This is a genomic window from Psychrobacter glacincola (assembly GCF_965118485.1).
GTDB lineage: Bacteria > Pseudomonadota > Gammaproteobacteria > Pseudomonadales > Moraxellaceae > Psychrobacter > Psychrobacter glacincola_D.
The window spans coordinates 44,465-59,462 of the sequence record NZ_CBCPJH010000008.1 but is presented as its reverse complement, the minus strand read 5'-3'; the positions used below and the strand labels follow the sequence as shown (position 1 = coordinate 59,462).

The following is a 14,998-nucleotide window of genomic DNA, read 5'->3' as shown; positions in this document are numbered from 1 at the left end:
CGCATCAAAACTTAAGCATCCCTTCAATGACAGAATGTTAAATGAAAAAGGCAGTTGGCTAAGTAGTATAAGCTTAGCTATTTATGCGCTGTGTTTTTCGATTGCTTATGTAGAGCTCGAGACTGGCACTGGGGCGCTGATTTTATTTTCAGCGGTGCAGCTCACTATGATTGGTTGGGGTATTTATAAAAAGGAGACCTTAAACACTATGCAATGGACTGCCTTTATTATCGCTATCGCAGGGTTTGTATATTTGATGCGACCTTCGGTCTCGATGCCTTCATTACCCGCTGCGATACTGATGGCAATCAGCGGCGTGTCATGGGGTATCTATAGTATACGCGGTAAAACTTGCCTGTCATCGCTGCGAGCCACGGGTTATAATTTTATAAGAAGCCTAGTAGCCATACCGATATTGATAGGTATTGGTTTTATATGTCGAGGCAGTTTAGGCGTGGCTCTCATTGATATAGACAGCATCACCATAGAAGGGATATGGCTCGCGTGTGCATCAGGAGCCGTTGCTTCTGGTATCGGCTACAGTATCTGGTATATGGCAATGCCTTTATTAAAAAATACGCAGGCCGCCGTTGTACAGCTTTGTGTGCCTGTACTTGCTGCAATATTGGGTGTAGTGTTTTTATCTGAGCAATTGACCATGCAATTCGTTGTAACAAGCGCTGTTATTTTGGGTGCAGTACTAGTATTTGTGTTGAATAAAAAAACGCCAAAAGCTTTAATTTAATCAGCAACATCAACTCAAAGCTCAGTCTTTACACTTTGCTTTCATTTTTTTCCTATAAATTGCACAACTGCGCTCAAACCTTGATGGCGCTTACCTTCTGAAATCATACGCGACTTTTCAATACCAATTACCTCATCTAGCTCTACAAGCTCCGTACGCAGGACAGCCAATGACCCAAAGCGCTCTTTTTGCGTGGCTGGTGGACCACCCACTGCTGCCATGGTTAGCTGCTTTTCAGTGTAAGCCTCTAGAATAAAGACACCATCAGGCTTTAAAGCAGATGTAATCTGCGCGTGAACGTGCTGACGAACAGATTCAGGTAAATGTGCCCGAATCGAAACGATACCATCCCACTGTGCCTCGCCAAACTGATAGTCAGATAAATCTGCAACTTCAACCTTGATATCAACCTCTTTATCATACGCTAATTTCAATGCTTTTTTTAGACCGACTTCAGATAAATCAATAGCGGTGACTTTATAACCTTGCTCAGCTAAAAATACCGCGTTTCTACCCTCGCCTTCTGCCAGACATAATACCGTGCCACCTGCCTTTATGTTCTCAAATGTCTCTCTCAGAAAATCATTAGGCTCTGTACCAAAGATATACTCCGCTTCATCATAACGCTCGTTCCACATATTAACTTCCTCTTTAGTACATTACTTTTTGATATAAGAACCATTTTAAATCATTTATTCACTTAGGCTAACTATAAATATTTATATAATATTTTTATATATAAATCCAATACTTAAGGATACAGAGTAAAAGCTTTTATACCATTAAAGAAAATTGTTGACTTGTAGTACGTATTCATAATATAACATATATATTATATTCATAATTTAGAATATATTGATGAAAAATGGTCAATTTTCTACTGTTCTTAGAAAAACATAGGCAGACTTCAGGAGGATGCGATATGATTCGTTTAAGCTACACTCTCAAATGTTGGGCGTTGGGTGCTGCCTTCTTAATAGGGTTTTACACTATCGTTCTAACGAGTAATCCTGATTTTGCCAAATATAATTACATCTTAGCAGTCAGCACGCTACTATTTCCGTTTGCTAAGCGGGCGATTGATGTGGTGACAGACTCTATCTCGCCTCATACCGTCCTATTTAGTGGGATGTTGCCTTCACTATTAATAAATATCACCATTTGGGTTTTTACCCCTATCATTGTAGCATTCACGCTCATTGCCTTTGTATTTTATGCTATGGGTGTCATGACAGAAAATATTCGGGCTAAACCTTAGTTTCTATTTCAAAGAACTTACTTTAAAAAAGATTTTTCTGTACACCTATAAAAGCAAAGACAAGCTAGCATTGTCTTTGCTTTTTGTTTTTATAAGTCAGCTAATAATCGCACTGCATTTACCTTGGCGCATATTTCGCTATGTATTATCTTTCTGTTTTATCATAGACCTTCTAATAAATATTCATTATTAAACACAATATAAGGCGTTTGTGCTGAAAAGTTGTCTATAATGCTCATTTAATGCGGCATCGCAATAGTGATAACAGGGTTTTTATAAATATCGCAGGCGATGGACGTTTTTATCAGGGTTTTTTATTGAAGGAATTTTATTAAATGACTACTACTCGCCAAGAATACGACTTACTCGGCCATCGTGATGTGCCGGCTGACGCTTATTACGGTATCCAAACTCTACGTGCTTTTGAAAACTTTACCGTTAGTGGTGTGCGCTTACATCAGTTTTCAACCTTTATTCGTGCTTTTGCTACTGTCAAAAAAGCTGCAGCTATTGCTAATAATAAAGTTGGTGTATTAAACGATGTTATTAAAGATGCAATCGTCGCGGCGTGTGATGACTTAATCGCTGATAAGTATCATGATCAATTTATCGTCGATATGTTTCAAGGCGGCGCAGGCACCTCAACCAATATGAATGTCAATGAGGTCATTGCCAATCGTGCTTTAGAGATACTAGGCTATGAAAAAGGACAATATCAGCATGTCCATCCAAACAATCATGTTAACCTTTCGCAGTCGACCAATGACGCTTATCCAACAGCGTTAAATGTTGCATTAGACGATTATTGCACGCGCCTATTAGACAAGATGGCAATATTGCATCAAAGCCTCGTCAATAAGAGCATCGAGTTTGCCGATCAATTGAAAATGGGTCGCACCCATCTACAAGATGCGGTACCAATGACAGCAGGTCAAGAGTTCAATGCTTTTGCAACGATGGTCAAAAAAGAGATGGTACGTATCGAGTCAACTCGTGCACTGTTTCATGAGATTAATATGGGCGGTACGGCTATCGGTACGGGCTTAAATGCACCTGCTGGCTATTCTGAAGAGGTCGCTGAAACCTTGTCTGAGCTAACAGGCAGACCTTATTATATCGCTGAAGATTTGATTGAAGCCACGCAAGATACCAGTGCCTATGTCGCTTTATCTGGTAACTTACGTCTTTTCGCTGCACGTCTATCAAAAATTGCCCATGATTTACGCTTACAATCCTCTGGTCCTCGCGCAGGTTTGGCACAGTATCGCCTACCAGAGATGCAGCCTGGTAGCTCAATTATGCCGGGCAAAGTTAACCCTGTTATTCCTGAAGTGGTCAATCAAGCCTGCTTTCATGTGATGGGTATTGATAGCGCTATCGTGATGGCATCAGAAAATGCTCAGCTACAACTAAACGTATTCGAGCCGGTTATTGCTTTCAACCTATTTACTGGCATGAGCATGATGGCTAATATTTGCGAGATGTTTGCCACCCGCTGTATCGATGGCGTGATGATGAATAATGAAGCTTGTAACACTGAAGTATTTAATAATATTGGGCTGGTTACTGCCTTAAACCCATATCTGGGTTACGAGTCGTCAACTTATGTAGCAAGAAAAGCCCAAGAAACCGGTGGTCGGGTCTATGACATCGTTTTAGAAGAGAACCTTATGGATAAAGAAACGTTAGACAACCTATTGTCTCCTGCCAACATGGTGTATCCAAAAGTAAAACTCACGCCTTAGAGAGTTTTTGAACGTAAAAAGGCTAGGTTAGCATTTGCTAATCTAGCCTTTTTTTATTTTATTTATACGTACATTATTAAAGAATAATTTTATAGGATATACCTGCGCACTCCTTAAAAACTAGTGCATAGTACTTACCCTATTTACTTACTCTAAAACTCGTAAACCTGCGCGAGCAATACTCACGTCTTCATTACCATGTGCGCCGCCTACCCCAATACCACCAACTACAACACCATTAATATAAATAGGAATACCGCCCGGCATGATCAGTATATTTTCATCAAGGTATCTGATGTCGGCGGGAATACTGCCGTCCGCAACGCCTCTTCCGATAACCGCTGTTTCTCTTTTTTGCGAATTGGCCGTATAGGCTTTTTTATAACTTGAGCGAATAGTATGTACGCCAGCTTCGTGATCTCTTAAAAATGCCATTATTTGCCCAGAGCGATCGACCACCGTTACTGATACCATCAGCCCGTGTCTTTTGGACTCCATAAATGCAGCATTGACGATATCTTGCGCCATCCCACCTGTCAATAACGATATTTTTATATTCTGTGTTTCGTCACAAGAGACGCTATCCATAGCTGTAATTTCCATCTTCCATCCTTGATTTGGTTTTATGAGTAATTCATGAGCTTTGCAGAACTGTTAAGTGCACGCTTTATAATAATCAGCGTATCACCAACGTGATAAGGTGAATTAGCCAAATGGCTTAAAAACTACCTGCTCACTCGCGCAAAAATCCGGCAAAGTACGGACTATGGCGATAATAATAAAGCCGACACCTTGTACAAGTGCGGTTAAGGCGTCAGACAACGTAAGCGATGACAAATGGTCAAACACCAATGTCAACGTAAAAGAGAAATATTACTTCTAAAAAAACCACTACTTAAATAGTATAGAGCTTAAGAACGGGCATGGTTAAATATAAGTATAGTTTTACAGTGTTATGACCTCATAGTGCGATTACTAATGCGGCAATTACTTCTATAGGTATATACAGGGTCAGTATAGACTGACGAGTGTAGATTAGGAGATGCTAAATGTTTTGGTTCGAGCGTGGCAATATTTGCTGAAAATACCGATAAAAAGCCAATGCCTCAGAGCAACTTCTTTGATATTAAGTATTCTAAAAAGGCTTATAAGGTATAAGCTTAACAGCCAGTGTATGATAATAGCTAAGATGTTTAAATGAGCTGCTGAATAAGCGCTTTGATAATACGGCTAACTAGTAAAATTGTCATACTTCTAGCATAGACTAAAAGTATGACTGTAAAATGTTTGAGCGTTGATTAAATTATAACGTCTACGCTAGCGCCTAAGCTAAGCCAGCTTATCCCAAATTTTACCTAAACGCTTAGGTGATACTGCCATACGAGTTTTCATTGGTTGCGCAAACAGCTGAATCCGATACTCCTCAACCATCCAGCGGTAATCGCTAATGGCTTTGTCATTAGCGCGTCCTGCCAGCCGCTCCATATGTAAATCAAGCGCACAAACACCATCTAGGTCGGCTTCAATATTGTGCTCAAGACGCTCGATACGAATCTCTAGCGCTTCTAGATAGCGTGGATATTGCTGCCAATGACTATAATCCATGCGATAAACGAAATCTGCTAAATGCAAATCACCTAGCTGATCCTCGATATCTTCGATAGATTCGCCAAATATTTCTCGATCAAGCATCAACAAGCTTTGGCGGATACGTTGCCAGCGCGTATAGACGTTTTTGAGCGTTTTGATGACAGTTTGACCGATTAGTAAGAAGTTACTCAGTACTACATCGAGCGTTTGCAGGTATTCTTCAGGGGTAAATGGTAGCTCTTCGCTAAGCCCGATCGCAATATCATCTGCACTTTCAGGTATGTCTGCCGTGTGATCAAAAAACACATAGTGCTCTTCGAGAGCGGCATCTAACGTAGCATCTATAATGATGGTTTTAAGCTTTTCCATATCACCTAGCGGTGCAAATGCCAGTTTAAATATTTTATCGACTTGGCTGGTGAGCTGTTTTTTCTTTGAGCCAAGCTTAGTTTTGATTAGGGTTAATACCCCAATACGGTGCGCCTGCAACGCTGCATTGACATCAGTGTACTGATGGATAGATACGGCTTCACCTGCCTCGTCAGCGACTAAAGCCGCAAACTGCTTCATCACTACGCCTGCGCTATGGTGGTTTTTGCTAAAGGCAAAATGTTCAGGGAATTCTGTATGTGCGCCTTGCTGCTCATTTACTGCTTGTCTGGTTTCAGAGGCATGGCGAATCTGTAGCGTTTGTAGGTCGCGACCTTTTTCAATGATGCGGTTCTTGTCATCAACCACACAGATTTGGGGTTGTAGATAACGGTCAATACTAGAAGGATTAAAATGCTCTGAGGTCACTGACATAATGCCACGGCGATGCAGTGCTTGGCAAAGTTGTTTTAGTAATCCTTGCCCACCTGCAGGCTGCAACTCATCGAACAAGCTATCAGCAGTATCAGGAATGGGCACAATCTGACGGCGAATATCTTTTGGTAACGATTTTAATAACTGTAATACTAACTCAAAACGCCAACCAGGTACACCCCATAATAGCTCAATCGCATCAAGCTGTGGTAACGCCACAAGCGGCACACGAATGGTTACCCCATCGTCGTCGCTTGATGGATCAAAAACGTAGCGTAATGGCAGTTTTAAATCGCCAAGCTTCCACACTTCTGGGAAATCACCTGTGGTCGGTGCTTGGCTGTTGAGCACATCGTCATCGGTAAAGAACAGATACTGAGTATCCGTCTTTTCAATCTCGGCACGCCAATCTTCAAACGCTTTACGGCTTGCTATATGCTCAGGGATTTTTTTATCATAAAACTGATACAAAGATTCTTCATCGACCAATAAATCACGGCGACGTAATTTATCTTCAATGCGTTCAATGTCAGCAATTTTATCCATATTATGCTGTAAGAATGGTGCTTGTCTACCTAAATTTCCAGTAACCAGACCATCACGGATAAATATCTCACGCGACTCGCTTAGATTGACTTGCTCATAGTTGGTCAATTGCTTACTGATAATAATCAGACCAAATAAGCTAATCTGCGCGTAAGCTTTAACGCGACCGGTTTTTTTGGACCAATGCGGCTCAAAGTAGTGATATTTTAATAAGTTACCAGCCGCTGAGATAATCCATTCTGGTTCAATTTTGGCAACCGTACGCATAAAGACTTGCGAGGTTTCGACCATCTCAAATGCCATGACCCACGGCGGTATTTGCTTAAATACCGTACTGGCTGGGAATATTTTGGCTTTTTGCTGGCGGGCAGCAAGATACTCACCACGATTTTCAGTTTTATGGGCAATAATAGACAATAAACCTGTTAACAAAGCTCGGTGTAAATTGGCGTATTTAACCGCTTTAAGTTCTTCATCTTCAATCACAGTAGGATCGCTATGATTGGTAATATTTTCACCGCTATCACTCACATCGGTAAGATTAAGCTCGTTCACCATTTGCACTAGCTGGCGATGAGTCTGATGCCATTCACGCACACGCGGAAAGCTAAGATAATTTTTCTTAGCGAATTGCTTACGCTGATTGCCAGACAACTTATTACCATCTTCATCCTTTTCAAACAAAGCCTTCCACAGTGTCAAGTAAAATAAGAAATCAGAGTCATCTTGGCGAAATTCTGCATGCTTTTGATCGGCTTGAGTACGCTTATTCGCTGGACGCTCACGTGGATCTTGCACGGCAAGCGCTGCAACGACAATCAGCATCTCACGGATACAATCAAAGTCGCTACCGGCTACCAGCATACGAGCCAGCCTTGGATCGATTGGCATACGTGCCATCTTTTGACCAGTAGGCGTTAGACGTAAATGATCGAGACCTTTCTTTGGTTTTGGCTTATTGCTTGCTTTATTATTTGTTGCAGTACTTGACTGACTAGCTGCTTGATCGTCTTTTTCGACAATTGCACCTAATTCATTAAGCAATTTATGCCCATCAGTGACCAAACGACTGTCAGGTGGCTCAATAAAAGCAAAATCATCGACGCTGCCTAAGCGCAGATTTGCCATTTGCAAAATAACTGAGGCCAAGTTGGTTCGTAAAATCTCAGGTTCAGTAAACTCCGGACGACCAGTAAAGTCCTCCTCGCTATAGAGACGAATACAAACACCTGGGGCAACACGACCACAACGACCTTTACGCTGATTGGCTGCCGCTTGCGAGATAGCTTCAATAGGTAGACGCTGCACACGTGAGCGATACGAATAGCGTGAAATACGAGCAAAGCCCAAATCAATCACATAACGAATACCAGGTACAGTTAATGCGGTTTCGGCGACGTTGGTGGCAATAACAATGCGGCGACCGCGACCTGAAGGCTGGAAGATACGCTGCTGCTCTTCATAGGTTTGGCGTGCAAACAACGGCAACACCTCGGTATGCTTAGGTCCATGACGCTCAAGCACTTCTTGTGTCTCACGAATCTCCGCTTCAGTGGCAGCAAATATCAAAATATCAGCTTGGTCAGCATGACCTTTATTCTGCGCATCGCTAAAGCATTCTTCTACCGCTGCAACGACAGCACGTGGCAGGTTTTCTTCAAAATCGTCATAGCTGTCATCATCCGAGCTGGTTACTGGTTCATCTGTCAATGGGCGATAACGCACTTCAACCGGAAAGCTACGACCTTCAACATTGAAGATAGGCGCAGGTATGTTGTGTTTTAGCTTATTATCATAGCGACTAAAGTACTCGCTAAAGCGCTTAGTATCCAGCGTTGCTGAGGTAATAATAACTTTTAAATCGGGACGCTTAGGCAGTAGTTTTTTAAGATAACCCATGATAAAGTCAATGTTTAGACTACGCTCATGGGCTTCATCGATAATAATGGTATCGTATTTACTTAAAAAACGATCATGTCCCAATTCAGCAAGCAAGATACCATCAGTCATCAGCTTAACAACTGACTGTGCAGTCCCTTGCTCGTTAAAACGAATCTTAAAGCTGACGGTATTACCAAGCTGCTCACCCAATTCTTCAGCGATACGGTTTGCCACACTGCGTGCTGCAAGTCGTCTTGGTTGGGTATGACCTATCTGTCCTGTGATACCACGACCTGCCAGCATTGCAAGCTTTGGCAACTGTGTCGTCTTACCAGAGCCCGTCTCACCGGCAACGATAATCACTTGATTATCAATAATAGCTTGGATTAAATCGTCGGCACGTTGGCTAACTGGCAAATCAAGATTCAGTTTCTCTGCCAGTTTATCTGGAATACTATCTATACGCGCTTGTACTGCTTGCTGTGAGCGGGTTTTTAGCTTTTCAAATTGCGCCTGTCTTTTCTCTACATCATTACTGTTTTTAACATCGTTTTTGGCATCGTGTTTGGCACCTACATTAGAGTTTTTACTAGTAGTAGGTTTTTTAGATGTCGGTTTGTTAGATAATGATGCCCGTGCCAGCTCACGCTCAAGGCGGCCAAGATAATACTCATCTTTTGCGAGCACAGGTAAATTCGCAACAGAAACCGTATTTTGGCTCTCTGTATTTTCTTGCGGTTTATTGTTTGCGTCAGCGTTTAGATTTTCAGCTTGTATATGTTGAGTATTTTCTTGATTGTTTTTTAGAGTATCGGGCATATTTACTTAGGCTATTTATTATTTGAAAGTGTTTAGATTATGGGGGTATTGTAGCTATGATTCAAGCTGCTCATGAAAGACATATAATACTTAGCAATCATTGGATTGCTAAATTAGCATTAAAAAGAAAGTTTGATAAAGTAGATAAGGAGAAATTTAAAATATTATTCTAACAGCAACTTTTTTAAATTCTTAATGCTCAAATAGCCGACATACTCTTTATCTTGTTTAATGTCTAAATTGGGATTCAATTCAATTAAAATCTTAACGTTTGAAATAAGCTCGTTGACGTTATATATATCATCAATATCTACCGCAAACTTATCATCAATATGTGAGGCGGCATTGAAAGGTGATGATATATCTTTAAACGTGAATTGCTTATAAAACTCACTTTGTTTTGCTTGTTTGATGGCTTCAGCTTGACTACTCGCTACAATCAGCATTTTGTAATGAAGTTCTTCAAAACTGCCCTGCTGATAACCACCTAAGTTAATAAAAAATAACTTTAAGTCGTTATAACTCTCTAGCTGGTGGTTTGATTCAACCAATTTGATCGCATAATCATCAACCTGAGTAATCGCGCGGTATGAATCAACATGCCACTTATTTTTGACTTCAGGCCAATGGTGATTGATATCATCTACCAGCTCGCTCACTTGATTGGCTATCCCAAAGAAAATATCATGCTGCTCAATCAAACGACCTTTCGGGCGACCACCGAGTTGAACCATATACAGAGTTAACATTTTGTACATTCCTCATCAAATAAAACAGATACCGTCAATCTTAAATTTAATAAGCTTTATTACTTTCATCTAAAAAACCTTTAACCCTACTTTACAGTCACAATACCCGACCTGTTCTTAATGCAAATGCCCAATCTTCACGACCATTTCTAACAGCCAATTTAGCTGCTGCTTCATAATCGTAAGGCACTTTGATATGCTCACTTTGCCAGCATTTACCCTGCTCAGTATCAACGTATCTAATCAGAGCATAGCTGGCATGAGGACAATAAGTCTGCATTTTATGGACAATAGGCAAATCATCTTCATAGGCAGGATAACCAACACTACCCGTATTGATAATAATTTGTCCTGTCGATAGCTTTACTGTGCGCGGGATATGAGTGTGACCACATACAATAACAGCACTATCAACACCATTGAGTAATGCCAAAATATCTGCGTCACTACGTACCCGAGGTTGTCCAGTTTCTATATCTTCTAACAAATACACCATGTCATCGGTTGGCGATCCATGGCACAGATAGATATCCTCACCCAAATGATAGTCAAAAGGCAAATTCTGCATCCATTTGATGGCCACTTTCGGTAAATCTTCGATAATAAAAGCCAGCGTTTGGTTACTATGAATATCTATTGTTGTAGCCTCATAGATTTGCCTATCCTGATTACCACAAATAGTAATGATATCGTCGCGATAGGTCATTAACAGCTTATAAGTGGCTTTAGGCGCAATCGGTCCATATAGAATATCGCCAAGATTGATTATTTGATCGACATTGCGATGTTTCATATCCGCAAGTACCGCTTTAAGCGCGAAAATATTGCTGTGAATGTCGGAAATAGCCGCAATTGTCGTTATCGGTCTGTCTACTTTCTAACTTATTCATTTATTTGCTCACCAGCCAAAAACTGCTTTACTACTTTAACTGTTGCCACCGGATCTTCTTCGTGCGGCACATGCCCTAAATCATTAAATATTTTGAGCTGGCTATTAGAAATATCCTTATGAAAAAGTGCAGTATTCTTAACAGGAATAAGGTCATCTTGTGCGCCCCAAATAATTAAGGTCGGCAAATCTAATTGCTTAATTTGTGCTTGGTCGCTGGTATTATCCATCTCTTGCAGACGACGATTTAATGCGCGGCGGTTACCTTGGCGCAGCGTTAAATCATAATATCGATCAATCAATGCCTCATCGACTTTACTGTCATCAGCATAGACACTAAGCACACTTTTTTTGACTACATCTCGCGGCAGTACGCGACTCAAGATAGGTGTTAAGCTCGAATACTTTGCCAACTTAAACCCAATAGGTACCTGTTTGGGCGTCGCTGGATAGCCAACGGCATCCACTAAGATAAGCTTATCAATACGGTCTGGATATAAAGCTGCTGTACGCCAAGCGATTTTGCCTCCCAAAGAATTGCCTGCCAATGTTACTTTTTTCAAGTTTAGACTATCGAGTACTTGTATAACGAATTTGGCATAATTAGCACTATTGTACTTGATCGTCTCATCTGTATACGGTCCCGTTAAACCAAAACCGGGCAAATCCATGCTAACGACACAATATTCATCACTTAACGCTTTCGTCCAGCCTTGCCATGTGTGCAAACTTGCGGATGTTCCATGCAATAAAACCACAGCTTCAGGTAGCGACTGTCCAGCGCTAACCGTTTGATCAATTGACGCCCTACTGCGATAAACATCACACTTATCTGATTGCAGCACATGAGCCTGCATTCCCTGAATAGCGATAAACTCGCTGTTAGGCAATTGCCATTGCTTGAGCTCAGCCACACTACGATCAGGCGCCCAATAAAAAGCCAATACAGCAGCTAGTATGGCAAGGATAATGAGAAAAACATAGAGAGTGATTTTGACTAAACGTGACATCATTTTCATTAAATCCATTTAATTACATGTGGTTATTTCTTATAGCTAAATATCAGTGATACCGTGTCCATAGTAGCAGCAAAAAAAAGCATCACTTTAATCTGTTATTAACTCACAAGTACAAGATAAGCACACCTAATAAAAAAACCGATATCCAGCTATATCTCGATATCGGTTTTTTATATAAATAATGGCAATACGCCTATTACCATGACTATTGTTGTTATTTTACAGTAAGAAAAAATACGCCCATAAACCCACTACGAACGTAGCAATGATATTAAGGATGACACCAACCCGTATCATCTCTGTTTGCTTAATCAGACCCGTACCAAAGACAATCGCGTTTGGCGGAGTGGCGACAGGTAGCATAAAGGCACAAGAAGCGCCGATACCGATAATCATGACTAATACAGCAGGTGGCATTCCCATTTGCTCAGCAATGGCAGCAAAGACAGGTACTAACAAGGCTGCAGAAGCAGTATTAGAAGCAAATTCTGTCAAGAAAATAATGAATGCTGAGACTGCAAGTACGACTATGATAAGCGGTGCAGATGCTAGTCCATTAGCAACGGTTTGACCAAGAACCAAAGATGCTCCTGATACTTTTAGAACGGTTGATAGTGCAATACCACCACCGAACAACATGAGTACGCCCCAGTCGGTATTGTCAGACACTTGCTTCCATGACACTAAACCTAAGCTAACCACTGCTGATGCTGCTAACAATGCGACAATAGAGTCAATATCATCGACATTCAGTGCTGCACCGATTTGTTTTGAGAGTATCCAACTCAATGCGGTGACGATAAAGACGATAATCGTCAGCACACGTGGCTTGTTCCATTCAATAGGCGCGTCTTCGTTAAGCGTTACCTGACGATTCAAGTTAGGCTTAAGGAACAAATACATCGCACCTAGTAATAATGGCAACAGCACTAGCATCATTGGAATACCAAACTTCATCCAATCGACAAAAGCGATATCAAGCGCTTTGGCAGCAATAGCATTGGGCGGCGAACCAACAATCGTACCCAAACCACCAAGGCTGGCAGAATAAGCAATACCTAATAGGACGAATACAAAAGTGCCACGGTCTTTTTCACGATCAACCTGCGTTAGAATACCAAGCGCCAATGGCAGCATCATCGCCGCCGTAGCCGTATTCGATATCCACATCGATAAAAATGCAGTTACCCCAAATATTAAGAATACCGCGTTTCTAAGATTGCCGCCTGACATTGATAGAATCTTGAGCGCAATTTTTCTATCTAATTGCTGCACATGCAACGCCGCCGCTAGCGCGAAACCACCAAAGAACAAATAAATGATGGGGTTGGCAAAGCTTTGTAAGCCGATTGCAGCATCGAAGTCCGGTAAACCAATAAGTGCGCCTATGACAACGACCAATATCGCTGTAATGGTGACATGTACCGCTTCAGTCAACCATAACACGCCGATAAAGAACAACATGGCGAGGCCTTTATTAGCACTAATATCGTACGGCAATACATTATAGATAAGTAGACTGATAACGGCGGCAATGGCGACAACTATCAGCCCTTTACCAGTACCCTTTGGAAAAGTATCAGTAAATAAATATTCATTGCCATCATCAGGTAGATGGCTGTCTAGTTTTTTCTCTGACATGTAATGTCCTTATTTTGCTCAAAGATGGTGCTAAAAATTATAAATATAAAGACGTATTTCAACAGTGAATAATAGCTTTATAACTGTGCTTACCAAAATACGCCGCTATCATAGCAGAAACATTATCCACCAAAATATTTTCAATATAGGCATTATAAAAACCATATTAGAAATATAGTTTTCATCTCATTTATCCAAAACCAATTGGCTGTAGAAATATACTTTTAAATCTGTTCAAGAGAACTATGAGTCGGGCTGATACAAAGTTACACACCGTCACTAAACATGCCCACATCTGCCCTGTACAACTTATAAGCAGTATCACATACTTAGTTGGTGAAGAACGTTAATAAAAACAAATAGGAGCCTCTCATGGCAGATGACAATAAGACTGACTCAACGACTAAGATGGCAAGACAAGATATCAATCAAGATGGCCTTGCTAAAAAAGACCAACAGCGTACCGATGACTCAGCTCTCGATATGATGCAAGGTATGCACGAACACGAAGATCATAAAGAAGACGATAAATAAAATACGGTTTTACATTTATTTGAACATAAAAACTCAAACAAAAAAAGCGCTCATCAAACCGATGGGCGCTTTTTTGTTCTTGGCCGTCTCTTTTCTGGCAGATTGTCTGATGCATAGTTATAGACAAAGGCGGCAGTCAATACAATAGCAATAGGTAAGAACAAAGCACCGTAACCTACTCTGGCATATAAAAAAGCCCCTACGGCACTACCACCGCAAAAGCAGTACCAGATAATCGCTTGAAACCCTAATGTCGGCTTACTGATACGACGACCTGCTAGCCAATTACCGATGGCAGCACCCATATCTGAGGTCAAGCCGGTCAAGTGCGTGGTTCGAATAACTGCCCCACTATAAGTTGCTACCATCGCATTCTGTAATCCACATGCCATAGCAGCTGCCAATTGTCCTAGATAATCGTGCTGCTGATATAACCAGTAACTTAGTAATAACAACGCCGCTTCGATATAAAGCGCACTGCCATAACGCCGACCAAGCTTCAATGACCGCTGACCGATAACGAAACCACTCAAGATTGCGCCTGCTAAAAATGACAGTAATATCGCACCGATAAATAGAATACTTCGAAAATCTAAATAAGCGATAGCAGCAGCAAATAAGCTCACATTGCCCGTTACGTGTGAGACTGATAAGTTAGTAAAGCCCATCAATGCTGCCGTGTTCACGCAGCCGGCACTAAAGGCAAGGACTGCTCCGCCCCAAAATATCCATCTTGGTAATCTGGTTATCATAGTCGCCGCCTAATGGCTTGTTAGCA

General features: G+C 41.2%; 12 protein-coding genes. 4 read left to right on the top strand and 8 right to left on the bottom strand.

The genetic code is table 11. The annotated features are described in order from the left end of the window. Positions 1-34 precede the first annotated feature (34 nt). Positions 35-745, top strand: a complete 711-nt coding sequence (locus ACMHKH_RS04375; RefSeq protein ID WP_413519444.1) for a DMT family transporter — start codon at positions 35-37, stop codon at positions 743-745. A 41-nt stretch (positions 746-786) separates the two neighbouring features. Here ACMHKH_RS04375 and ACMHKH_RS04370 read toward each other — a convergent pair whose 3' ends face one another. Next, the gene (locus ACMHKH_RS04370; RefSeq protein WP_413519443.1) at positions 787-1,383 is read right to left on the bottom strand and encodes a class I SAM-dependent methyltransferase; all 597 of its coding nucleotides are present in this window, start codon (positions 1,381-1,383) and stop codon (positions 787-789) included. A gap of 284 nt (positions 1,384-1,667) precedes the next feature. On the opposite strand from ACMHKH_RS04370, the gene ACMHKH_RS04365 reads away from it, so the two are divergent. Beyond that, positions 1,668-2,003 (top strand): hypothetical protein, encoded by a 336-nt coding sequence (locus tag ACMHKH_RS04365; protein WP_413519442.1) that lies wholly within the window; start codon positions 1,668-1,670, stop codon positions 2,001-2,003. A 335-nt stretch (positions 2,004-2,338) separates the two neighbouring features. Continuing rightward, on the top strand, positions 2,339-3,748 hold the full coding sequence (locus ACMHKH_RS04360) for an aspartate ammonia-lyase (protein WP_413519441.1): 1,410 nt from the start codon (positions 2,339-2,341) through the stop codon (positions 3,746-3,748). Positions 3,749-3,895: 147 nt separating this feature from the next. Here ACMHKH_RS04360 and ACMHKH_RS04355 read toward each other — a convergent pair whose 3' ends face one another. The 6 genes from ACMHKH_RS04355 to ACMHKH_RS04330 all read right to left on the bottom strand — a co-directional run bounded on the left by ACMHKH_RS04355 (position 3,896) and on the right by ACMHKH_RS04330 (position 13,686). Next, on the bottom strand, positions 3,896-4,351 hold the full coding sequence (locus ACMHKH_RS04355) for a GlcG/HbpS family heme-binding protein (RefSeq protein WP_413519440.1): 456 nt from the start codon (positions 4,349-4,351) through the stop codon (positions 3,896-3,898). Positions 4,352-5,077: 726 nt separating this feature from the next. Then, positions 5,078-9,388 carry an ATP-dependent RNA helicase HrpA gene (gene hrpA / locus ACMHKH_RS04350; protein WP_413519439.1) on the bottom strand — a complete coding sequence of 1,437 codons (4,311 nt, stop codon included), beginning with the start codon at positions 9,386-9,388 and terminating at the stop codon, positions 5,078-5,080. Between the two features lie 164 nt (positions 9,389-9,552). Further along, positions 9,553-10,137, bottom strand: a complete 585-nt coding sequence (locus tag ACMHKH_RS04345) for a DUF1543 domain-containing protein (RefSeq protein ID WP_413519438.1) — start codon at positions 10,135-10,137, stop codon at positions 9,553-9,555. A gap of 97 nt (positions 10,138-10,234) precedes the next feature. Further along, positions 10,235-10,981: a metallophosphoesterase family protein gene (locus tag ACMHKH_RS04340; protein ID WP_413519494.1), complete on the bottom strand. Its 747-nt coding sequence runs from the start codon at positions 10,979-10,981 to the stop codon at positions 10,235-10,237. 38 nt (positions 10,982-11,019) lie between these two features. Then, positions 11,020-12,039 carry an alpha/beta fold hydrolase gene (locus tag ACMHKH_RS04335; RefSeq protein ID WP_413519437.1) on the bottom strand — a complete coding sequence of 340 codons (1,020 nt, stop codon included), beginning with the start codon at positions 12,037-12,039 and terminating at the stop codon, positions 11,020-11,022. 225 nt (positions 12,040-12,264) lie between these two features. Then, the gene (locus ACMHKH_RS04330) at positions 12,265-13,686 is read right to left on the bottom strand and encodes an SLC13 family permease (protein ID WP_413519436.1); all 1,422 of its coding nucleotides are present in this window, start codon (positions 13,684-13,686) and stop codon (positions 12,265-12,267) included. A gap of 372 nt (positions 13,687-14,058) precedes the next feature. Here ACMHKH_RS04330 and ACMHKH_RS04325 point away from each other — a divergent pair, with 372 nt between their 5' ends. Beyond that, a complete protein-coding gene (locus ACMHKH_RS04325; RefSeq protein ID WP_165767613.1) occupies positions 14,059-14,220 on the top strand; it encodes a hypothetical protein in 162 nt (53 codons plus the stop codon). Positions 14,221-14,273: 53 nt separating this feature from the next. Here the strand turns inward: ACMHKH_RS04325 and ACMHKH_RS04320 are convergent, their stop codons facing one another. After that, positions 14,274-14,972: a YoaK family protein gene (locus ACMHKH_RS04320; protein ID WP_413519435.1), complete on the bottom strand. Its 699-nt coding sequence runs from the start codon at positions 14,970-14,972 to the stop codon at positions 14,274-14,276. Positions 14,973-14,998: the final 26 nt, after the last annotated feature.